The organism is Leisingera sp. CC-HEC093 (assembly GCF_059429195.1).
Genome location: NZ_JCAIJR010000001.1, coordinates 2,468,417 through 2,487,738, shown reverse-complemented (window position 1 = coordinate 2,487,738; position 19,322 = coordinate 2,468,417). Strand labels below are relative to the sequence as shown.

The 19,322-nt window shown below is 59.9% G+C and carries 26 protein-coding genes; 8 read left to right on the top strand and 18 right to left on the bottom strand.

Annotated features, from left to right (window positions below; all coding sequences use genetic code 11):
- Window positions 1-54: 54 nt before the first annotated feature.
- The 17 genes from AC5STB_RS12065 to AC5STB_RS11985 form a co-directional block, all read right to left on the bottom strand.
- Window positions 55-216 (bottom strand): hypothetical protein, encoded by a 162-nt coding sequence (locus tag AC5STB_RS12065; RefSeq protein ID WP_495443076.1) that lies wholly within the window; start codon window positions 214-216, stop codon window positions 55-57.
- A 124-nt stretch (window positions 217-340) separates the two neighbouring features.
- Window positions 341-1,051: a ZIP family metal transporter gene (locus AC5STB_RS12060; protein ID WP_495443075.1), complete on the bottom strand. Its 711-nt coding sequence runs from the start codon at window positions 1,049-1,051 to the stop codon at window positions 341-343.
- A 44-nt stretch (window positions 1,052-1,095) separates the two neighbouring features.
- The gene (locus AC5STB_RS12055) at window positions 1,096-1,365 is read right to left on the bottom strand and encodes a hypothetical protein (protein ID WP_495443074.1); all 270 of its coding nucleotides are present in this window, start codon (window positions 1,363-1,365) and stop codon (window positions 1,096-1,098) included.
- A 111-nt stretch (window positions 1,366-1,476) separates the two neighbouring features.
- Window positions 1,477-2,256 (bottom strand): succinate dehydrogenase iron-sulfur subunit, encoded by a 780-nt coding sequence (locus AC5STB_RS12050; RefSeq protein WP_495443073.1) that lies wholly within the window; start codon window positions 2,254-2,256, stop codon window positions 1,477-1,479.
- Window positions 2,257-2,341: 85 nt separating this feature from the next.
- The gene (locus tag AC5STB_RS12045) at window positions 2,342-3,136 is read right to left on the bottom strand and encodes a hypothetical protein (RefSeq protein ID WP_495443072.1); all 795 of its coding nucleotides are present in this window, start codon (window positions 3,134-3,136) and stop codon (window positions 2,342-2,344) included.
- A 6-nt stretch (window positions 3,137-3,142) separates the two neighbouring features.
- Window positions 3,143-3,946, bottom strand: a complete 804-nt coding sequence (locus AC5STB_RS12040) for a hypothetical protein (protein WP_495443071.1) — start codon at window positions 3,944-3,946, stop codon at window positions 3,143-3,145.
- An 18-nt stretch (window positions 3,947-3,964) separates the two neighbouring features.
- A complete protein-coding gene (locus AC5STB_RS12035; RefSeq protein WP_495443070.1) occupies window positions 3,965-4,792 on the bottom strand; it encodes a polysaccharide pyruvyl transferase family protein in 828 nt (275 codons plus the stop codon).
- 73 nt (window positions 4,793-4,865) lie between these two features.
- On the bottom strand, window positions 4,866-6,671 hold the full coding sequence (gene sdhA / locus AC5STB_RS12030; RefSeq protein WP_495443069.1) for a succinate dehydrogenase flavoprotein subunit: 1,806 nt from the start codon (window positions 6,669-6,671) through the stop codon (window positions 4,866-4,868).
- A 19-nt stretch (window positions 6,672-6,690) separates the two neighbouring features.
- Window positions 6,691-7,062, bottom strand: a complete 372-nt coding sequence (sdhD, locus tag AC5STB_RS12025) for a succinate dehydrogenase, hydrophobic membrane anchor protein (RefSeq protein WP_495443068.1) — start codon at window positions 7,060-7,062, stop codon at window positions 6,691-6,693.
- Window positions 7,063-7,081: 19 nt separating this feature from the next.
- A complete protein-coding gene (gene sdhC / locus AC5STB_RS12020) occupies window positions 7,082-7,465 on the bottom strand; it encodes a succinate dehydrogenase, cytochrome b556 subunit (RefSeq protein ID WP_495443067.1) in 384 nt (127 codons plus the stop codon).
- A gap of 194 nt (window positions 7,466-7,659) precedes the next feature.
- Complete coding sequence (locus AC5STB_RS12015) at window positions 7,660-8,361, bottom strand: DUF1194 domain-containing protein (RefSeq protein WP_495443066.1); 702 nt, start codon at window positions 8,359-8,361, stop codon at window positions 7,660-7,662.
- A gap of 112 nt (window positions 8,362-8,473) precedes the next feature.
- Window positions 8,474-8,704 carry a TM2 domain-containing protein gene (locus AC5STB_RS12010; RefSeq protein ID WP_039182104.1) on the bottom strand — a complete coding sequence of 77 codons (231 nt, stop codon included), beginning with the start codon at window positions 8,702-8,704 and terminating at the stop codon, window positions 8,474-8,476.
- 22 nt (window positions 8,705-8,726) lie between these two features.
- The gene (locus AC5STB_RS12005) at window positions 8,727-9,008 is read right to left on the bottom strand and encodes a TM2 domain-containing protein (protein ID WP_495443065.1); all 282 of its coding nucleotides are present in this window, start codon (window positions 9,006-9,008) and stop codon (window positions 8,727-8,729) included.
- 142 nt (window positions 9,009-9,150) lie between these two features.
- Entirely contained in the window at window positions 9,151-10,182 is a 1,032-nt protein-coding gene (locus AC5STB_RS12000; RefSeq protein WP_495443064.1) for a MaoC family dehydratase, read from the bottom strand.
- Window positions 10,182-10,385, bottom strand: coding sequence for a DUF1737 domain-containing protein (locus AC5STB_RS11995; protein ID WP_495443063.1), 204 nt, complete (start codon window positions 10,383-10,385; stop codon window positions 10,182-10,184). Before AC5STB_RS11995 ends, AC5STB_RS12000 begins: the two co-directional genes overlap by 1 nt.
- A 22-nt stretch (window positions 10,386-10,407) precedes the next feature.
- Complete coding sequence (locus AC5STB_RS11990) at window positions 10,408-10,956, bottom strand: NnrU family protein (protein ID WP_495443062.1); 549 nt, start codon at window positions 10,954-10,956, stop codon at window positions 10,408-10,410.
- 34 nt (window positions 10,957-10,990) lie between these two features.
- Window positions 10,991-11,845: an HpcH/HpaI aldolase/citrate lyase family protein gene (locus AC5STB_RS11985; RefSeq protein WP_495443061.1), complete on the bottom strand. Its 855-nt coding sequence runs from the start codon at window positions 11,843-11,845 to the stop codon at window positions 10,991-10,993.
- Between the two features lie 350 nt (window positions 11,846-12,195).
- On the opposite strand from AC5STB_RS11985, the gene AC5STB_RS11980 reads away from it, so the two are divergent.
- The gene (locus AC5STB_RS11980) at window positions 12,196-12,510 is read left to right on the top strand and encodes a hypothetical protein (protein WP_495443060.1); all 315 of its coding nucleotides are present in this window, start codon (window positions 12,196-12,198) and stop codon (window positions 12,508-12,510) included.
- Window positions 12,511-12,606: 96 nt separating this feature from the next.
- On the opposite strand, the gene AC5STB_RS11975 is transcribed toward AC5STB_RS11980, so the two are convergent.
- Entirely contained in the window at window positions 12,607-13,362 is a 756-nt protein-coding gene (locus AC5STB_RS11975) for a sulfite exporter TauE/SafE family protein (RefSeq protein ID WP_495443059.1), read from the bottom strand.
- A 159-nt stretch (window positions 13,363-13,521) separates the two neighbouring features.
- Between AC5STB_RS11975 and mdh the strand changes: the two genes are divergently transcribed.
- The 7 genes from mdh (at window position 13,522) to AC5STB_RS11940 (ending at window position 19,314) form a co-directional block, all read left to right on the top strand.
- The gene (mdh, locus tag AC5STB_RS11970; protein ID WP_495443058.1) at window positions 13,522-14,484 is read left to right on the top strand and encodes a malate dehydrogenase; all 963 of its coding nucleotides are present in this window, start codon (window positions 13,522-13,524) and stop codon (window positions 14,482-14,484) included.
- Between the two features lie 302 nt (window positions 14,485-14,786).
- Entirely contained in the window at window positions 14,787-15,980 is a 1,194-nt protein-coding gene (gene sucC / locus AC5STB_RS11965; protein ID WP_495443057.1) for an ADP-forming succinate--CoA ligase subunit beta, read from the top strand.
- Between the two features lie 47 nt (window positions 15,981-16,027).
- A complete protein-coding gene (locus tag AC5STB_RS11960) occupies window positions 16,028-16,471 on the top strand; it encodes a hypothetical protein (protein ID WP_495443056.1) in 444 nt (147 codons plus the stop codon).
- Between the two features lie 94 nt (window positions 16,472-16,565).
- Window positions 16,566-17,393: a glycosyltransferase family 25 protein gene (locus tag AC5STB_RS11955; protein WP_495443055.1), complete on the top strand. Its 828-nt coding sequence runs from the start codon at window positions 16,566-16,568 to the stop codon at window positions 17,391-17,393.
- Window positions 17,394-17,405: 12 nt separating this feature from the next.
- The gene (gene sucD, locus AC5STB_RS11950) at window positions 17,406-18,290 is read left to right on the top strand and encodes a succinate--CoA ligase subunit alpha (RefSeq protein WP_495443054.1); all 885 of its coding nucleotides are present in this window, start codon (window positions 17,406-17,408) and stop codon (window positions 18,288-18,290) included.
- A 2-nt stretch (window positions 18,291-18,292) separates the two neighbouring features.
- Window positions 18,293-18,997: a hypothetical protein gene (locus AC5STB_RS11945; protein ID WP_495443053.1), complete on the top strand. Its 705-nt coding sequence runs from the start codon at window positions 18,293-18,295 to the stop codon at window positions 18,995-18,997.
- Window positions 18,994-19,314 (top strand): hypothetical protein, encoded by a 321-nt coding sequence (locus AC5STB_RS11940; protein WP_495443052.1) that lies wholly within the window; start codon window positions 18,994-18,996, stop codon window positions 19,312-19,314. Before AC5STB_RS11945 ends, AC5STB_RS11940 begins: the two co-directional genes overlap by 4 nt.
- Window positions 19,315-19,322 lie beyond the last annotated feature (8 nt).

The window sequence follows — 19,322 nt, the reverse complement described above, 5'->3', positions numbered from 1 at the left end:
CTAACCCTGCCCCGCCTATCGTTCAAATGGAAACCCGGAAACGGCAGCCCCTGCTCAGGCCGCCTGATAATACTCAAACAGCTGCTCTTGGCACGGCTCCTGCGCAGGCATCACCGGTGTTTCAGGAGTGTAGTAGGCATAGGCCTGCTCCAGCGCCTCAAGTGCGGCGCGGGCGTGCCGATCACGCAGATCTTGCTGGGTTTCAAAAGATTTCATCGGGCGGTCTCCTGACTTTCGACACCATCCTCCCATGCGCTGCAGAATAGTTCCCGCCGCGGGCCTGCGCAAAGCATGATTTTGCAGGCTTGCCATGCAGCAGCTGCAAGCCCCCGCCTCAGCCTCAGCTGATCAGCATGTGCCCGGCCAGCCCCAGGGCAAATCCTGCAACCGCCCCCAGCGCAGGCGCATTGCTGCGGTTGCTGTGCGCCTTGGGCGCGATGTCCTGGAACAGCAAATAGAGAATGCCGCCGGCTGCAAAGATCATGATCGCCCCCAGCGCCGCCTCGGCCTCAGCCAGCCAGACCAGCCCGGCCAGCGCGCAGGCCGGCCCAAGCGCGGCCAGCCCGAGAAACACCAGCAGCACATGCCAGCCCGGGCTGCCGCCGCTCCAGACCTCACGGAAGGCGGCAAAGCCCTCAGGTACATTCTGCAGGAAGATCATCAGCGCCAGCAGCTTGGCGGTGGCAGCGTCCGCCACCAGCATCGCGCCTAGCGCCATTGCCTCCGGCAGGTAATCGAGCAGCATCGCCAGCAGCAGGGCACCGCTGCCACCGCGGCGCTGCAGCAGCGTATCCACCGCAAAGAACGCCGCGCCACCCGTGGAAAACAGGCCCACCGCCCAGGCCGGCGGCAGCGCCTCTGCCGCCTCCGGCACCAGCACCAGCGCGACCGCCGATGTCAGCGCCCCGCCGCCAAAAGCCGAGATTGTGTGCAAGACCCGATCGCGCAGCACCGGGTTGGTGATATGCTCGCACCAGGCTAGCAGCCCGCCCAGCGGCATTGACAGCCCGGCAAAACCGGCGAGGAGTATGGCATAAACGTGCGGTTGCATTCCGGCAGGTTAGAACCGCGGCCCTACTGCCTCAACAGCAAAAATCATACGTTGATGCAGGAGGTTGCCTGGGCCGCCTGCGCCTCTGTCACATTTGGCCCTGGCTGCACGTTGCGCAGCACAGTGGCTCCGGCGCCGTGGCCCAGGAACTCAGTAGTGATACGAACCTGGCCGGTGATCCCGGCCTCCGCGATGCAGCCCGGAACCCTGGCATCCGTCGCCGCCAACTGGCCGCCGATACGGTCGTGATCCGTCGCCGTCATGCAGCCTGACATAAGGGTCAGCACGCCCGCGGCGCATCCCAAAAGCTTCATGCCCGAATTCCATTGCCTGTCAAAAACATACCCTCCGGTTTCGCAGGAAACCGGAGGGTATGCAATTTTCATCCATTCGAGCGGCGGATCTTTGCGAACCGGTTGCGGACCTCAGACCGCGCGCTCAACCATCATCTTCTTGATATGCGCAATTGCCTTGGCCGGGTTCAGGCCCTTGGGGCAGGTCTTGGCGCAGTTCATGATGGTGTGGCAGCGGTAAAGCTTGAACGGATCTTCCAACTGATCCAAACGTTCGGGCGTGGCTTCATCGCGGCTGTCGATGATCCAGCGGTAGGCGTGCAGAAGTGCTGCCGGCCCCAGGTACCGGTCGCCGTTCCACCAGTAGGATGGGCAGGAGGTCGAGCAGCTGGCGCACATCACGCATTCATAAAGCCCGTCCAGCTTCTTGCGGTCTTCAATCGACTGCTTCCACTCTTTCGCGGGGCGGTTGGTCTTGGTTTCCAGCCAGGGCATGATTGAGGCATGCTGGGCATAAAAATGGGTCAGATCGGGGATCAGGTCCTTGACCACCGGCATATGCGGCAGCGGGTAGATCGCCACATCGCCCTTGATCTCATCCATGCCATAGATGCAGGCCAGCGTGTTGATGCCGTCGATGTTCATAGCGCAGGAGCCGCAAATCCCCTCGCGGCAGGAACGGCGGAAGGTCAGGGTCGGGTCGATCTCATTCTTGATCTTGATCAGCGCGTCCAGCACCATCGGGCCGCAGCTGTCCATGTCGACGAAATAGGTGTCGACGCGCGGGTTCTGGCCGTCATCCGGGTTCCAGCGGTAGATCTTGAACTTGCGCACATTGCTGGCGCCGTCCGGCTTGGGCCATGTCTTGCCCGTGGTGATCTTGGAGTTCTTCGGGAGGGTCAGTTGAACCATTTCGGGTTTCCTTCTGTTGCCCGGCCGGCAAGCAGCCAAGTGTCACACATTTGCTTAGAACGGCGGCAAGATTTCGGGTGCGGGTTCATGTCAGGACTTCTCCAACTCTCGGAGACTTCCCTGCAAACTTCAGTATCTCCCGGTTGACGTGCTTTGGATTTTTTTCTGTAAAGTCGCCAAAAATGGTCTCTTCATAGCGGACAGGGCGCAACCATTCATTAGCTCTGGAAAGCACAACACTGGTCAACCCGCGTTCAAAAGCCCATCGTGCCATTCTCACATCGACGAATTTTTGGCTATCGCGCATATAGTCATAGGACGGCATATCCTCGCCTCTGAAAATTGCGGCACCTGACGCGATCTGATCAACTATTACGGGGTTCTCCAGTCCTTGAAAGAATGCAAATACCTCTCTGAAATCGGCCATACGTTTTTTGTATGTCACAAGCTCAAGCAGATACTCCAGCCCCCGCTTACCGCCCTTACTACGTTTTAGGCCCTTTTTCCTTCGATCCAACCTCAAGTGGAACTCTGGCCGTTTATAAATTGAACCGTGATAAGAGGCTGCGAATCCGCGCTCTCCCAAGGCTTCAAATTTCTCGATGGTTTGGCTCACGTAGTCAGAGGGATATACGATATCATCATCGAGCATCAGCACATATTTTGCACCTGACACATCCGGATAGAACTTACCGACATCCTTGGTATCTTCTTCAGGAAGGATCTGACGAACGTTTTTCAACGCAGCGAATTCAGGAATCTCGCGATCATATTCGTTCAAAACTACATTCATCTGGTCAAACTGAGGTGCGAGGCACTTAACCGCTTGCAACAGGCTTTCACGTCTCAGCGGGTATGATGCGAGATTTCCCACAATCATTCTGCTTCACCCCTCGATATAACGGTCTATTTCATCCCGCATTCCGTGTTGAAAATAATAATACTCGTCGCCATATGGTATTGGTCGTCCCCGGCCTGACCCAACGGGAAGAAACTCAAAGAACCGTGCTTCCGCGAATTTGCGCGCCTTTTCCCTGACCTTTTTCTTCTGGAACAGCCCCAGGTTGGCCGCGATTACAAAGGGCTGCCAAGTCGCGCACAGAAACTTCCATTCTGGAGACAACTCACTGTCACGCATCTGAAGCGCGCAGAGATTACTGATGAACCCCGGCAGACGCTCCGCGCTGATCACGAAAAACGACTGCTGCAAAGGTTGCGGCGTTCCGGCCCCCGATCCAAACGCCAATCCAGTACGCATATGCTTGATGCAATGCTCGACAATGCCCGCCCCCTTAAGCAGGCAGTCCTGCTCAATGTAGACGAAATACTCACAATCCGCCGCCATCGCATATGTTGCCGATACGATCACAGATCTCATCCATCCGCTCCACATCCCGATGTGGTCGGTTGAGTGTTTTGCATTAAATGGAAGTGATACCCATTGCACACGCGCCCTCTTTTCCGGCAAGGGCTTACTAGGCGCATTCGAGTCGACCACAATAATTTCGTACGGTGAGGTATTCCTCTGAACACTCGAATACCAAACGTCAAAAAAGTCTACAGATCTAATAAATGAGTCGCCAAGCTCTTTTCGCTTTGGGTTTTCGATCCGAAAATCAGTTTCGGATGACCACCAGCCGCTTCCAATGACGTATCTCGGCCGTTTCAATTCCTGCGCACTATTAGCCATGCCTACATCCACCGCGCTTTACCCCAACCCCGAGGTAGCTTTCAGAAAGGGGCCGATCTCGTCAGTTTCGGAATGATAGTGAACATTGCTGTAAAATGGCTTGAGCGAACATTCATATATCGACTGCAGCTTCGCCGTGCGGCTTGAAAACAGATGCACCTCCCTTCCTAGAAGCGCACCCGCGATGCCCACATGCAACCGATTTGTGCAAATGACCTGCCATTCTCCCACACGATCCAGAAATCCCTCTGCATCGGTTAAATGTGTACCTTCATTGCTGATATCCAAGTTCCCTTCCGGCAACCGGAATTCAGCTTTTTCGACGTCTTCCCGAAAAAGCATTCCGACCTGCTTTGTCGCGGTTCGTGGACGCGGGTTAAGGTAGAATGCCATATCGTGGCAGAACCTAGCCTCCGGTGCTCCGGCCAGGCTTTCCAGCTTATCCCTCCGCCAAATTTTTGTGCGGGAAACGTTCATATCCGGCCGGAAGGGGAGAGATGACGGCATTATTAGGACGTTGGCAAACTGCTTAGCCGCAGTGGAAAGCTCAGCTGGACGGTTATAGAAATCCCGGAAAGCACCAGACCCTGTAATAATTGCCCTGCGCTTCGTAAAGAGTGAGTGAAGGTATGACCGGAAACTACGCTTTTTCGGATTCCTTAACTTTGAAATCGGAACTTGCTCGACCTCGACTCCAATGTCGCGCAGGAATTCAGCTTGGCCAGCATGGATCAGCGCATCTCCCCAGTTACCAGAGTTAACAATCTCAACAACTTTCCGGCCGCCCGTAAAGGCCTTAACCTCACGGGCAAGCTCTTGATAACAGACGTGATCACGCAACGTCATGTGCTTTTCCTCTCCGCAACGAACACCGAGCCCCCCGCATATGGACGGCGGCAAGCCGAAAAGGCACCCCGCATCAGAACGTCCGTGCCTTGGGCGCGATTTTTTTGAGGCTGATACCGCCTTCGGCTTCGGTGGACAGCGGGTCGGTGATGACCGGGCGGTAGGAAAGGTCAACCTTGTTGCCCTCCACGCGGGAGACGGTGTGGACGCGCCAGTTGTCGTCGTCACGGTCGGTGAAGTCCTCATGCGCGTGGGCGCCGCGGCTTTCCTTGCGGGCTTCGGCGCCAACGATGGTGGCCAGCGCGTTCGGCATCAGGTTGGTCAGCTCCAGCGTCTCCATCAGGTCGGAGTTCCAGACCAGCGAGCGGTCGGTCACTTGCAGGTCATCGAGCTTGGCCGCGATCGCGGTCATCTTCCCGACGCCTTCCGCCATGGTCTTGGAGGTTCGAAACACCGCCGCGTCGGCCTGCATGCATTTCTGCATCTCCAGCCTCAGATCCGCGGTCGAAATGGAGCCTTTGGCGTTGCGCAGGCTGTCGAACCGGTCGAACGCCTTGTCGACGGAGGCCTGGTTCAGCAACGGGTTCGCCGCGTCCGCGTCCACAACCTTGCCCGCTCGGATGGCAGAGGCGCGGCCAAAGACCACCAGGTCAATCAGCGAGTTGGATCCAAGCCGGTTGGCGCCGTGCACCGAGGCGCAGCCCGCCTCGCCCACGGCCATCAGGCCCGGCACCACGGCGGTCGGATCCTCGGCGGACGGGTTCAGCACCTCACCCCAGTAGTTCGTGGGAATGCCGCCCATATTGTAATGCACGGTAGGCAGAACCGGGATCGGCTCCTTGGTGACATCCACGCCGGCAAAGATCTTCGCGCTTTCCGAAATGCCCGGCAGCCGCTCCGCCAGCGCCTCGGCCGGCAGGTGGCTGAGGTTCAGGTGGATATGGTCGCCCTCAGCCCCCACACCGCGGCCTTCGCGGATCTCCATGGTCATCGAGCGGCTGACATAGTCGCGTGGCGCCAGGTCCTTGTACTGGGGCGCATAGCGCTCCATGAACCGTTCGCCTTCGGAGTTGGTGAGGTAGCCGCCCTCGCCCCGCGCGCCTTCGGTGATCAGGCAGCCGGAGCCGTAGATGCCGGTCGGGTGGAACTGCACAAACTCCATGTCCTGCAGCGCCAGGCCAGCACGTGCCACCATGCCGCCGCCGTCGCCGGTGCAGGTATGCGCCGAAGTGGCAGAGAAATAGGCGCGGCCATAGCCGCCGGTCGCCAGCACCACCATCTTGGCGTTGAAGACATGCATGGTGCCGTCGTCCAGCTTCCAGCACACAACACCCTGACACTGCCCGTCCTCGGACATGATCAGGTCGATGGCGAAATACTCAACGTAGAACTCGGCGTTGTTCTTCAGCGATTGGCCATACAGCGTGTGCAGGATCGCGTGGCCGGTCCGGTCGGCGGCAGCGCAGGTGCGCTGCACCGCGGGGCCTTCGCCGAACTCGGTGGTGTGGCCGCCGAAGGGGCGCTGGTAGATCTTGCCTTCTTCGGTGCGCGAGAACGGCACGCCATAATGCTCCAGCTCATAAACCGCCTTGGGCGCTTCACGGGCCAGGTATTCCATCGCGTCGGTGTCGCCCAGCCAGTCAGAGCCCTTGACGGTATCATACATATGCCACTGCCAGCTGTCCGGGCCCATATTGCCCAAGCTGGCGGCAATGCCGCCCTGCGCCGCCACGGTGTGGGAGCGGGTCGGGAACACCTTGGTCACACAGGCCGTGCGCAGCCCCTGTTCCGCCATGCCCAGCGTCGCACGGAGGCCAGCCCCGCCGGCGCCAACCACGACCACGTCATATTCATGTGTTTCGTATTCGTAAGCAGCCATTGATGAAAACCTCGGGGAGTTACAGGGCCAGACGCATCAGCGCATACACACTGGTCGCGGCCACGGCATAAGACAGGCAAGTGACCAGGATGATCGTCAGGCGGCCCTTGAAGCCGTGCACGTAGTCCTCGATCATGATCTGGGCGCCGGATTTGAAGTGCATCATGCCGACCACCAGCGTCAGGGCGGCCACGATGGCCGGGAACGGGCGGGAGTAATAGGCGGTGATCTCCTCATAGGAGCCGCCCAGGGCGCTGCCGAAGGTGAAAACAAACAGCGGCACTAGGATCAGCAGAGCGATTGAGCTCACCTGCATGGACCAGTGATGGGCGGTGCCCGATTTGGCAGCGCCCATGCCAACGGCGCGTTTGCGGTCGGTTAGATAACGCATGGCGGAACTCTCCCTTGGCTCAGACGATGACGATGGTGATGAGGGTCAGGACAACCGAACCGGCCACCACGGCCCAGCCCAGCTTCTCGGCCTGCTCAAGGTCCAGCAAATAGCCGTTGTCCCAGATCAGATGCCGGACGCCCGCCAGCGTGTGGTACCACAGGCCCAGCGCCGACAGCGTCATCACCAGATCGCCGAACCAACTGGTCAGCAGGCCGTTGGCAGTGGCAAAATAGTCAGGCGAAGTGGCGGCGGCCAGGAACCACCAGGCGATCAGCAGCGCGGAAACAATCAGCGCGTTGCCGGTGATCCGCGTCAGGATCGACGTCACGGAGGTCAGCTGCGGCCGGTAGACCTGCAAATGCGGCGAAAGCGGGCGGTTGCCCCGATTGACATCGGCCATGTTGGCTCCTTTTCAGGTTGGCTGACGACGTTTTAGCCGATTTTTACGTCGTGTCACCCGACCGAAGGGTTAAAAGCGGCAGGTTTCTGGCCTGTTGGCGCTAAAACGCCACGGCTTGTGATCACAGCAAATAATTAGTGATCACAAATGCCGCGATTGGAAATTTTTTGCAGAATCACAAGGCAATCTGCAAATCACTGCAAAGCCGCGCCGCCCCGGCGCCCCCCGGGCAGCAGCGCCGCGGTCTGCCGCGCCACCTCCCGCACCAGCTTCTTGCGGATGCGCGACGGGTAGTCTGCAAAGCTCGCGGCAGAGACCACAAAGGCCCCCTCGCCGCGGATCACGTTTTCGAAGAAATAGGCGGTCAGCTCCGGCTCGCTCTGCTCAATGGCAATGGCATTCACGGTCACATTGGCAGCCGCCAGCGCTGAATGCGCCGCCCGTGGCTCAACCCCTTCATTAGAGAACCCGTCGCCGGACACATCGACCACCCGGCGCTTGCAATGCGCCACTGCCGGAAACTGCTCCAGCGCCAGAAACAGCGCTTCCCCCACCGCAGTGGAATAATTGCGCCAGGGCCGCGGCGCCTGCTCGATCCGCTGCGCCAGCGCCTCGACATCAGCAAAACTCCGCATCTCGGTCCAGGCCAGCGTCACTTCCTGCCGCGACTGGCCGGACCATTGCAGCAGCAGCACCTGGGCGCGGGCCTTGACCAGCGCCTCAGAGACCACCCCGTCCCGCAGTCCGGCCGCCAGCCCGTCCATCTGAATACGGTATTCCTCGGCATCGACAGAGCCGGAGACATCCACCGCCAGCACCAATGCCAGATCGCAGGCCGCCGTGCGCAGCGGCCAGAGGGAGAGCATGGAGAAAACCAGAAGCTGCAAAACCCGCATGCTGCCAGCTTAAGCTGATTGCAGCATCCTGGGCTATCATTTTCGCGCGGGGAAGCTCCCCGCGCTCAGCTCAATGTACCTGCTGCGGCTGCCAAACCACAGAGGCCACGCCTTAGCGGCGCAGCGGCAAACCGTCCCGGTCGCCCATCGAACCGATAATCAGGCGGACAAAGTCAATGATTGTCCAGATCCCCAGGCCGCCAAGCGTGATCAGCATGAGGATGCCGGTGCCGATTTTGCCAAGATAGAAGCGGTGCGCGCCCAGCGATCCCAGAAAGAAGCACAGCAGCACAGCGGGAACGAACCCCTTTTCGCTAACGTCGCCGGCAACTGCATGATCCATATTTGCCATGTTGTTCTTAACCTTATTTCAGTTTGACCAATCGGCCCGATCCGTCGCGGGCCTTTTCCGCAATCAACAGATAAAAAACGATTATTGAGTGCACGATATCAACGAGCAGCACCAGGTAACCCAGCAAGGGCTGGTTGCCGGCCAGAAGAGCGACAAACAGAATGAACAGCCCTAGGTCAATCATTCCATGCACGTAATTCCGCAAGTAGAAATGATGCACGCCAAGCACACCGAACAGACCGCACAATATGACGGCTGTCCCGTAGCTGGCCGATGACTTTTCTTCGTCAATCATTAAGTTTCCACCCTGAGTAGCGCAGGCAGGTTTACCGGCGCACCCCAGGATTGCAAGACGGGAATTTCTGCGGCCCGCCTTTCTGACAGGGAGAGCGTGGGGCGTAAGCAACGGTCCCGAAAAGACCACCGCGCCAGCCCGGTCACTTCGGCATCAAGGCCCAGTAATCCAGATCCAGCAGCACATCGGGCAGGTATTTGCCGTCCTCGCCCTTCAGCTCAAACGGAGCACCGCCCTTGGTCGCCACCAGCCGCAACCGGATCGCGCCAACACCCGGCGCCGCGGTGTCGGCCTTGTCCAGAACTTCCGACCAGGCCCGCACTGTCGAACCGGACAGGCAAGGGTTCGCATGCGCGCCGCCATTCAGGCCCACAATGATCTGCGCGTTGGCCAGCCCGTTGAAGCTCAGCGTGCGCGCCATTGAGATCACGTGGCCGCCATAGATCAGCCTTGTGCCATCCGGGCGCGCGGTATTATCGAAATGCACCTTGGCGGTGTTCTGCCACAGCCGGGTCGCCATCATGTGCTCGGCTTCCTCGATGGTGACGCCGTCCACATGATCGATGGTCTCGCCCACCTCGTAGTCGCCCCAGCGGTGCGGCTCACCCGCCAAGGTAAAATCGTAATTTGAGAAATCCAGCCCCGCCGGGATCACCAGCTGCTCTGCCGGGATCACCTTGTTCAGCTCGGGGATCACCGTCTCAGGCGCCGGAGCCTCCAGGTCGCGTTTGCGCACCATCACCCAGCGCACGTATTCCATCACGCATTCATCGCGCTGGTTCAGCCCGCGGGTGCGCACATAGACTACGCCTGACTTGCCGTTCGAGTTCTGCTTGAGGCCGATCACCTCGGATTCAGAGCGCAGCGTGTCGCCGGGATAGACCGGCAGCAGCCAGCGCCCCTCGGCATAGCCGAGGTTCGCCAGCGCGTTGAGGGAGATGTCCGGCACCGTCTTGCCGAACACCACATGGAAGGCCGCCAGATCATCCAGCGGCGCCGCGGGCAGACCACAGGACCGGGCAAATTCATCCGAAGAATAAAGCGCATGGCGCGCCGGGTAGAGCGCGTGGTACAGCGCCCGCTCGCCGCCCGACACCGTGCGGGGCACCGCATGGGCAATCACCTCGCCCACGGTGTAATCTTCGAAAAACCGGCCCGGATTGGTCTTGGCCATCAGTGTTCTCCCAGTTTGGTCTCAGGGGTGTAGGTTCCGTCCGCCTCCTTCACCACCGCCTGGCCGCAGCGCATGACCCCTTTAACGGGGTCAAAGGCTTGCGTCGGACTGCCGTGCAGTTCCCAGCCCTTGTTCAGCGCATCGGTCACCTTGTGGCAGAAGGCAGAGGTGTCGTCCTCGGACAAAAATCGGTAGAGTTTCATGGCTTCCTATCCTGCAAAAGGCTTACCCGCCAAACGGCGACGGGCCGACCAGGCCATGGACGTAACCGATCACCGCCAACAGAACAATTGAGGCGGCAAGGAACATCCCGTCCTTGGCGATGGCGCCCTTGGGGCCAGGCTGCCAGCCCGGCTCGGCGCGGTTGATCACGACCTTCTCGGCGATGGACCAGGCCCACAGACCGCCGAACAGCACAAAGGACGCCGGATCCCAGTTGACCAGCAGATGCGCCAGCGCCCACAGGCCGAATCCCGTCAGCATCGGGTGGCGCATCTTGTAGAACAGCGCCCCCTTATGCGGGCCAGGGCTCATGAAATAGATCGCAACCAGCACCAACAGGTTGTTGATATGTGTCAGAAACGGCGGAACAAGCGCCAGATCGAAACTTTCGGCGGAGCGGTAGCCGATCACCATCAGCACCACGCCAGCCACAAGCACCAGCGCCACCGCGCCGCGCCCGCCATTGCCCATGGAGGCGCGTGCCTCCGGCGCCAGCCGTTTGAACAGGTGGCCGCCCCACCACAGCAAAAGTCCCAGGATCAACAGCGCCATATCAGCCCCTCTCAGATGTTAAACTGGTTAACACCTACGCAGAAAGCGCGGCGATTGCATCCGATTTCGCCAGGATCTCACGCGCCGTTACAACGTGCAGGTTCTCAACGATCTTGCCGTCGACGACGGCAACACCCTGCCCTGCGGCCTGCGCCTCTTCGAATGCAGCAATCTGGCGGCGGGCGGTCTCGGTCTCACGCTCTGTCGGGGCAAAGGCGCTATTGGCCACCTCCACCTGCGCCGGGTGGATCAGGGTCTTGCCGTCAAAACCCATGTCGCGGCCTTGCGCGCATTCTGCGGCAAGCCCTTCGACGTCCTTGAATGCGTTATAGACGCCATCGACGATCACCAGCCCCTCAGCTTTGGCAGCCAACAGGCAAAGACCCAGACCCGCCATCATCGGCATCCGGTCTGGGCGGTAGCGTGTCTGCAATTCCTTCGCCAGATCATTGGTGCCCATCACCATGCCCTGCAGCTTGGGGTGCGCTGCAATCGCCGCCGCGTTCAGCATGCCGCGCGGGGTTTCCATCATCGCCCATAGCGGGATGTCCCCGGTGATTTCCGCCAGAGCGTCGAGATCCGCCGGGGCATTCACCTTGGGCAGCAGAATCGCATCGCAGTTCATTCGGGCCGCGGCCATCGCATCGTCGCGGCCCCAGGGGGTATCCAGCCCGTTGATCCGCACAATCTTCATCCGCGCGCCATAGCCGCCGGCCACCAGCCCCTGTGCCAAGGTTGCGCGGGCATTGGTTTTTTCATCCACTGACACTGCGTCTTCCAGATCAAAGATCACCGCGTCCACCGGCAGGGTCTTGGCCTTCTCCAGCGCACGCGCGTTGGAGCCAGGGATGTACAAAACCGAGCGGTAGGGGCGCGTGCGCGGGTCCATGAAGCCTCTCCTAAAGTTATTTTGTTGCGTAAAGCGGTACAGATTCGATTGTATACTTTCAAGTGCAATTCCGCCGCAGCGCAGCGTAAGCTTTCGCGCGTTCGCAGCAAGCGTCTGATAACAGGTGTGAATTTTCACCGCACGCCCGGTTAACCACTTATCAGCACCTGAGCGGCACACTGATGGGTACCAAGGCACAGGATCACCGCCGCCCGACCAGGCCGCACCTGCTGCCCGCAGGCATGGGGCCTGCATTCCGCACCGCGTCAAACACCGGCCCGCTCAGGGACACCGGGGGCCGCCATCCGGCACCCTGCCCTGTAAGGCCGTTCCGGAAAGGGTGAAAAGAGATGAAAAAGGCACTTCTTGCATTCCCGCTTGCCCTGGCCGCATCGGCCATGGCCGCCGCCCCCGCCGCCGCGCAAAGCCGCAACTGCGCTCCGCGCGACATGGTGGTGAAACGGCTGGCGGAAAAATACGGCGAAAGCCGCCAAAGCATCGGCGTGGGCCAGCAGGGCATGGTGATGGAAACCTTCGCCTCTGCCGACACCGGCAGCTGGACCATCACCGTCACCACCGCCAACGGCATGACCTGCCTGGTGGCCTCCGGCCAATCCTATGAAGTGCTCGCAGAAGCGCTGCCAAATACAGACAGCGACGCCTGAGCAGGTCGAGCAGTTCGAGCAGTCTTTGAGGCAGGTTTCCCGACCGCTCATGCAGAGGCCGGGGACACTACGGCGGGCTATGCCTGGAAGTACAGGTCAGACCAGCCCGTCCCAAATCAGTTTGGTGCCAGTCACCGTGAGCAGAACATAGGTGAGCGCAAAGAACCAGCGCTCCGGTATCGAATGGTGCAGCTTCACACCCAGCCAGGCCCCCAGCAGGGCAAAGGGTGCCAGCACAAGGTCCAGCATCAGGGTTTCACGTGTGAACATTCCCAGCCCTGCATATGGCACCGCCTTGGCGATGTTGATGGCCCAGAAGATCAGCACCGTGCTGGCCTGGTATTCGGTCTTCCGCAACTTCAGGCTGAGGAGATAAACCGCAGCCGGCGGCCCGCCTGCGTGGCTGACGAAACTGGTAAACCCCACCGCCAGCCCGGCCAGCGCCCCCGCCCCGGTTGACAGCGGCGCACTTGCAGACGCCTGCAGCCCCAGCCGCCCGCGCAGCTGCCACAGCACAAAGCCAACGGAAACGGCGCCGATCAGAACCCGCATCGCGTCGGCATCCACTGCCGTATAGAGCCAGGCGCCGAGCGCCACGCCGGGCAAGCCGCCGCCAATCAGCAGCAGCGACGCCCGTAGATTCCAGCGCCCCCAATAGGGTTTCAGATTGGCCACGTCGATCAGCATCAGCAGCGGCAGCATCAGCGCCAGAGCGGTGCCCGGCTCCAGCACCAGCGCCAGAATCGACGCAGAGGCAAAAGCCGCGCCGGACCCGAAACCACCCTTTGACACGCCCGCAAAAACGACCGCCGGGATGGCAAAAACGAAAAACATCGCATCAAATGCTGCCATCACCTGCCCTCCGAAATGCCCAGATTACAGACGGTTTAGCGGTATCAGAACGGTATACACAAGCATACAGAACCGAATGCCGCAGCGCGGAACCCTTGCACGGCCCGGTTTTACGCCGTAGGCATCAGGAAATTTCAACCGGACCGGAGACATTTTCCAATGGCACGACCCAAAATCGCCCTCATCGGCGCAGGTCAGATCGGCGGCACCCTCGCACATCTCGCAGCCCTCAAGGAACTGGGCGACGTCGTTCTCTTCGACATCGCCGAAGGCATCCCCGAAGGCAAGGCGCTGGACATCGCTGAGTCCGGTCCTTCAGAGGGCTTTGACGCGTCGCTGAAAGGCACCCAGTCTTACGAGGACATTGCAGGCGCAGACGTCTGCATCGTCACCGCCGGCGTGCCGCGCAAGCCCGGCATGAGCCGCGATGACCTCCTGGGCATCAACCTCAAGGTGATGAAATCCGTGGGTGAAGGCATCCGCGACCACGCGCCCAACGCCTTCGTGATCTGCATCACCAACCCGCTGGACGCGATGGTCTGGGCGCTGCGTGAATTCTCCGGCCTGCCCCACAACAAGGTCTGCGGCATGGCCGGTGTGCTGGATTCGGCCCGCTTCCGCCACTTCCTGGCCGAAGAATTCGGCGTCTCCATGAAGGACGTCACCGCATTTGTGCTGGGCGGCCACGGCGACACCATGGTGCCGTCGGTGCGTTACTCCACCGTGGCAGGCATCCCGCTGCCCGATCTGGTCAAGATGGGCTGGACCACCCAGGAGCGGCTGGACGCGATCCTGCAGCGCACCCGTGACGGCGGTGCCGAGATCGTTGGCCTGCTGAAAACCGGCTCCGCGTTCTACGCGCCGGCCACCTCGGCAATCGAGATGGCCGAGGCATTCCTGAAAGACCAGAAGCGCGTGCTGCCCTGCGCCGCCTATTGCGACGGCGAACTGGGCGTCAAGGACATGTATGTGGGCGTGCCCACCGTGATCGGCGCCGGCGGCATCGAGAAGGTGGTGAACATCCAGCTGAACGAGGAAGAACAGACCATGTTCGACAACTCGGTCAACGCCGTGAAAGGCCTGGTCGAAGCCTGCAAGGGCATCGACGGCTCGCTGGCCTAAAGCCCGCAGCCATCGGAATTCAGAGAGGCCCGCTTCTGGCGGGCCTTTTCTTTTGCCTCGGCACCCGGCGGTCCAAGTGCTGACGCTTTTGGCCGCTGAAGCAGCGGCTTCAGCCTTTGGCTGCTGGCTCGAATCACCTCTATCGAACCCCTGTCAATTTGTGATCACACCCCCGAAACCCGTGATCACAAAACCTGCAAATTTTTGCCATTTCCTCGCACCGCGTCAAAAAAGCCTTTAACACTTGGCGTTATGACGGCCTATTAACAGCAGACAATTGCAGCCAGACGGGACAGTTTCAGATGAACATCCACGAATATCAGGCAAAAGCCCTCCTTCGCAGCTACGGTGCCCCGGTGTCCGACGGACGCGTGGTGCTGCGGGCAGAAGAAGCCAAAACCGCCGCCGGTGAACTCGACGGACCGCTGTGGGTCGTAAAGGCTCAGATCCACGCAGGCGGCCGCGGCAAAGGCTCCTTTAAAGAAGCGGATGCCGGCGAAAAGGGCGGCGTGCGCCTGACCAAATCGGTGGAGGAAGCGGCCGAGGAAGCCAAGAAGATGCTGGGCCGCACCCTGGTCACCCATCAGACCGGCCCGGCCGGCAAGCAGGTGAACCGCATCTACATCGAGGCAGGCTCCGGCATCCAGACCGAACTGTACCTGGCGCTGCTGGTCGACCGCCAGACCTCGCGCATCTCCTTTGTCTGCTCCACCGAGGGCGGCATGGATATCGAGGAAGTGGCCGCCGCCACCCCCGAGAAGATCCTGTCCTTTTCCGTGGACCCGGCCACCGGTTACCAAGCTTATCACGGCCGCCGCATCGCCTTTTCGCTGGGCCTTGAGGGCGCACAGATCAAGCAGTGCGTCAAGCTGATGGGCCAGCTCTACAAAGCCTTCGTCGAGAAGGACATGGAGATGCTGGAGATCAACCCGCTGATCGTCGGCGACGACGGCAGCCTCAAGGTGCTGGACGCCAAGGTCGGCTTTGACGGCAACGCGGTCTACCGCCACGCCGACGTGGCAGAGCTGCGCGACACCACCGAGGAGGACCCGAAAGAGCTGGAAGCCTCCAAGTACGACCTGAACTACATCGCGCTGGATGGCGAGATCGGCTGCATGGTGAACGGCGCGGGCCTGGCGATGGCTACCATGGACATCATCAAGCTCTACGGCGCCGAGCCTGCCAACTTCCTCGACGTCGGCGGCGGCGCCACCAAGGAAAAGGTGACCGAGGCGTTCAAGATCATCACCTCCGACCCGCAGGTCAAAGGCATCCTGGTGAACATCTTCGGCGGCATCATGCGCTGCGATGTGATCGCCGAGGGCGTGGTTGCCGCGGTCAAGGAAGTCGGCCTGAAGGTTCCGCTGGTTGTCCGCCTTGAGGGCACCAACGTCGAAAAAGGCAAGGAGATCATCAACACCTCCGGCCTCGACGTGATCGCCGCGGACGACCTGAAAGACGGCGCCGAGAAAATCGTGAAAGCGGTTAAGGGCTGAAAATCGTGATCTGGCGACGCATATCTTGTATTGCTATCTTTGCTGTTATGGCAGCATCTGCACAAGCAGAAAGCACGCCAGACAAAGTGATCGAGCACTACCTCGACCTATGCGTGGAAACGTTTCCCGAGGAAAGGCTGACCTCAGAAACCTTTGGTCGGAACGGCTTTGACGTTCCGACCAAAGGGTCCGAGTTGTGGAGCAAAAGCGTTCCAAGTGACCAAGGCTTCTCTGATCCACGCATCATCGTGAGCTTTCTAGACGAGATTACATTGTGCACGCTTTCAAACTTTCAAGTGCCCATAAAAGAGGCTCTCGAGTTGTTTCATGCAGAAGTCAAGCGAATGGATTGGATAGCTTCAGAGATGCAAACTGAAGCAGCATACCTGAAGAAATTTCTGATCGCTCTGATCGACAGAATAGTGATTGCTGAATTGCTTGACGCAAGAGGTCAAGGCACAACTTTCACCATCTATTTCGGCAAGATTTAAGAATGGGAACTCTCAACAATAAAAGCGTAGAGACCCATGGCCGCATACGGCCGGTTCAAATGGAACTCCCCGTAAAATTGCAGGAACAGATGTTGTGAAACCCGCCGTCTACCTCATAGGATTGCCACAGGCCACAGGCCGGGCCGCGCTGATGCAGCGGGAGCTGGATCAGGCCGGGCTTTCGGCCCAGCGTATCGATGCGGTGGACAGCACGACGGTCAGCCGCGAGGAGATGCTCAAGCAGTGCAGCTCCGAAGGCAACTGGGGCTATTTCCAGACCAAGGACATGGCCTGCACTCTCAGCCATGCCAAGGCCTGGGAGGCGCTGCTGGCCTCTGATGCCGATGTGGCGCTGATCCTGGAGGACGACGTTTTCCTGTCGCCCGACACTAGTGCCTGGCTGGACGATCTGTCCTGGTGGCCCGCAGATGCCGGCATCGTCAAGTTCGAGCGCTGGCGGGCCAAAAAGCTGCAGGTGGCGCTTGGCAAGGGCGGCTTCTCCCATCTGGGCCGCGAGGTGCGCCAGCTGATGTCCCGCCATTCAGGCGGCGCGGCTTACGTGATCTCGCGCCAGGCGGCGCAGCATTTCCTCGACAGCCGCCCGTTCGACATCACCCTGGACAACCTGCTGTTCAACTTCGATGCCTCAAAGCCTGCGCGCGGCATCAAGATCTATCAGGTGCAGCCGGCGCTGGCCGAACAGGGCAATGATGTGCGCGGCGAAAGAGGCATCGGCCCCAAACGCCACCGGCCCAAGGGCTGGCCGCTGATCCGCCAGAAACTCCGGCGCGGGATTTTCGAATTCCGCGGCGGCTTCCGAATACTTCCCAGTGTGGTCCTGGGGCGGGCCACCCTCGAAAAAATCCGCTTCGACGGCCGATCCCTGGCCACCCCGCAGACCCAACACACACATACCGCTTGAAGGAACCAAAACATGGCAGTCCTCATCGACGAAAACACCAAGGTCATCTGTCAGGGCTTTACCGGCTCGCAAGGCACTTTCCACTCCGAACAGGCCATCGCCTACGGCACCAAGATGGTCGGCGGCGTGACCCCCGGCAAGGGCGGCCAGACCCACCTGAACCTGCCGGTGTTCAACTCCGTGCATGAAGCCAAGGCCAAGACCGAGGCGAATGCCTCCGTGATCTACGTGCCGCCGCCGTTTGCCGCGGATTCCATCCTCGAAGCCATCGACGCCGAGATGGAAGTGATCGTCGCGATCACTGAAGGCATCCCGGTGCTCGACATGATGAAGGTGAAGCGCGCGCTGGAGAACTCCTCCTCGATCCTGATCGGCCCCAACTGCCCCGGCGTGATCACGCCCGACGCCTGCAAGATCGGCATCATGCCCGGCCACATCCACAAGCGCGGCACCGTCGGCGTTGTGTCCCGCTCCGGCACCCTGACCTATGAGGCGGTGAAGCAGACCACCGATGTGGGCCTGGGCCAGTCGACCTGCGTCGGCATCGGCGGCGACCCGATCAAGGGCACCGAGCATATCGACGTGCTGGAATGGTTCCTGGCCGATGACGAGACCGAGAGCATCATCATGATCGGCGAAATCGGCGGCTCCGCCGAGGAAGAAGCGGCGCAGTTCCTGGCCGATGAGGCCAAGAAGGGCCGCAAGAAGCCGGTTGCGGGCTTCATCGCAGGCCGCACCGCCCCTCCGGGCCGCCGCATGGGCCACGCGGGCGCGATTGTCGCCGGCGGCAAGGGCGGCGCCGAGGACAAGATCGAAGCGATGAAATCCGCAGGCATCGTGGTCGCCGAAAGCCCGGCCGGCCTGGGTGAAGCGGTGCTGAAAGCGATCGGCAAGTAAGCATGGCCTTTTGGCAAGCCATCGGACGCACATTAACAACCGCAGCCCTAACTGGCTGCGGTGCATCTATTGCTTTGGCTGCCAATGACGAAAAGCACCCGCAAACTGCTGAAACCATTTGCGCGGACCCGGCGCTTAGCCTTTCCGAGAAATCAGATCGCTTCTCTGAAAAGGGCTTCCAGGAACTTCAGCACCCATTTGACATTCAGACATGGAACACATTCGTCTGGTTATGGATTCTGCATACTTCACCCGGCGGCGATGCAAGTGAATATTCGTTACCGTTGGAGAAGTTATACGACAACCCAGACGCAGCTGACCGGATTTTAGTCAACAACAAATCGGGTTTCTCCCGTGTCAAGATGTTAGGATTAAACCGATCGCTTCCGCCTTATGAGAGAATTTTCCTGACTGAAAAAACAACCACATACGGGGAACTGATCAGCAAGTGTTTCATTACATTTGGCGATACGGCTCATATTGAAGAGCAGTTTGCCCATATGGATGAGAGGTTCAAACACTCCTTTACCTATGTTGATGGATATTGGTTTCAGGCAGAGAATGACCTTTTGCCGAAGCATAATTTGATGAACTGGGAATATGTTGTTGTCCGGCCTGAGCTCTACGTTGAATACCCGGACAATCCGCCTGAATTCAAAGGTTCGCTCACTATCCGTTACGCAATTGCGCAGGAGGAAGAAAAATGACGTCGTTTTGTTCAGCATCAACGCTAACAACAGCCTCCCGCACAAACAAACAATGCCAAACAAAAACGGGCATCATTTCTGCCGTCAAGAAAGCTGGCGCATTTGGACTGTTTCTCCTCACCGCCACTTCCGCCGCGGCCATCACTCAGCCGATGCAGGGCGTGTTGAACTTCGAGCCCGGCACCAGCATCGAGGACGCCCAATCCCGTATCGAAACCGAAATCTGCAAGGGCGCCAGTTCCGTGACCATCACCTCCGGCCCGGAACAGTCGCTCGACCCGACCAAGGAACAGGTCACGTTCCAGTGCGAACCCTGACCTGCCCA

What these genes read in the sequence shown, in the direction of transcription:
- AC5STB_RS12065 (WP_495443076.1), bottom strand. Translation starts at nt 216, where the DNA reads ATGAAATCTTTTGAAACCCAGCAAGATCTGCGTGATCGGCACGCCCGC.
- AC5STB_RS12060 (WP_495443075.1), bottom strand. Translation starts at nt 1,051, where the DNA reads ATGCAACCGCACGTTTATGCCATACTCCTCGCCGGTTTTGCCGGGCTG.
- AC5STB_RS12055 (WP_495443074.1), bottom strand. Translation starts at nt 1,365, where the DNA reads ATGAAGCTTTTGGGATGCGCCGCGGGCGTGCTGACCCTTATGTCAGGC.
- AC5STB_RS12050 (WP_495443073.1), bottom strand. Translation starts at nt 2,256, where the DNA reads ATGGTTCAACTGACCCTCCCGAAGAACTCCAAGATCACCACGGGCAAG.
- AC5STB_RS12045 (WP_495443072.1), bottom strand. Translation starts at nt 3,136, where the DNA reads ATGATTGTGGGAAATCTCGCATCATACCCGCTGAGACGTGAAAGCCTG.
- AC5STB_RS12040 (WP_495443071.1), bottom strand. Translation starts at nt 3,946, where the DNA reads ATGGCTAATAGTGCGCAGGAATTGAAACGGCCGAGATACGTCATTGGA.
- AC5STB_RS12035 (WP_495443070.1), bottom strand. Translation starts at nt 4,792, where the DNA reads ATGACGTTGCGTGATCACGTCTGTTATCAAGAGCTTGCCCGTGAGGTT.
- sdhA (WP_495443069.1), bottom strand. Translation starts at nt 6,671, where the DNA reads ATGGCTGCTTACGAATACGAAACACATGAATATGACGTGGTCGTGGTT.
- sdhD (WP_495443068.1), bottom strand. Translation starts at nt 7,062, where the DNA reads ATGCGTTATCTAACCGACCGCAAACGCGCCGTTGGCATGGGCGCTGCC.
- sdhC (WP_495443067.1), bottom strand. Translation starts at nt 7,465, where the DNA reads ATGGCCGATGTCAATCGGGGCAACCGCCCGCTTTCGCCGCATTTGCAG.
- AC5STB_RS12015 (WP_495443066.1), bottom strand. Translation starts at nt 8,361, where the DNA reads ATGCGGGTTTTGCAGCTTCTGGTTTTCTCCATGCTCTCCCTCTGGCCG.
- AC5STB_RS12010 (WP_039182104.1), bottom strand. Translation starts at nt 8,704, where the DNA reads ATGGATCATGCAGTTGCCGGCGACGTTAGCGAAAAGGGGTTCGTTCCC.
- AC5STB_RS12005 (WP_495443065.1), bottom strand. Translation starts at nt 9,008, where the DNA reads ATGATTGACGAAGAAAAGTCATCGGCCAGCTACGGGACAGCCGTCATA.
- AC5STB_RS12000 (WP_495443064.1), bottom strand. Translation starts at nt 10,182, where the DNA reads ATGGCCAAGACCAATCCGGGCCGGTTTTTCGAAGATTACACCGTGGGC.
- AC5STB_RS11995 (WP_495443063.1), bottom strand. Translation starts at nt 10,385, where the DNA reads ATGAAACTCTACCGATTTTTGTCCGAGGACGACACCTCTGCCTTCTGC.
- AC5STB_RS11990 (WP_495443062.1), bottom strand. Translation starts at nt 10,956, where the DNA reads ATGGCGCTGTTGATCCTGGGACTTTTGCTGTGGTGGGGCGGCCACCTG.
- AC5STB_RS11985 (WP_495443061.1), bottom strand. Translation starts at nt 11,845, where the DNA reads ATGGACCCGCGCACGCGCCCCTACCGCTCGGTTTTGTACATCCCTGGC.
- AC5STB_RS11980 (WP_495443060.1), top strand. Translation starts at nt 12,196, where the DNA reads ATGAAAAAGGCACTTCTTGCATTCCCGCTTGCCCTGGCCGCATCGGCC.
- AC5STB_RS11975 (WP_495443059.1), bottom strand. Translation starts at nt 13,362, where the DNA reads ATGGCAGCATTTGATGCGATGTTTTTCGTTTTTGCCATCCCGGCGGTC.
- mdh (WP_495443058.1), top strand. Translation starts at nt 13,522, where the DNA reads ATGGCACGACCCAAAATCGCCCTCATCGGCGCAGGTCAGATCGGCGGC.
- sucC (WP_495443057.1), top strand. Translation starts at nt 14,787, where the DNA reads ATGAACATCCACGAATATCAGGCAAAAGCCCTCCTTCGCAGCTACGGT.
- AC5STB_RS11960 (WP_495443056.1), top strand. Translation starts at nt 16,028, where the DNA reads ATGGCAGCATCTGCACAAGCAGAAAGCACGCCAGACAAAGTGATCGAG.
- sucD (WP_495443054.1), top strand. Translation starts at nt 17,406, where the DNA reads ATGGCAGTCCTCATCGACGAAAACACCAAGGTCATCTGTCAGGGCTTT.
- AC5STB_RS11945 (WP_495443053.1), top strand. Translation starts at nt 18,293, where the DNA reads ATGGCCTTTTGGCAAGCCATCGGACGCACATTAACAACCGCAGCCCTA.
- AC5STB_RS11940 (WP_495443052.1), top strand. Translation starts at nt 18,994, where the DNA reads ATGACGTCGTTTTGTTCAGCATCAACGCTAACAACAGCCTCCCGCACA.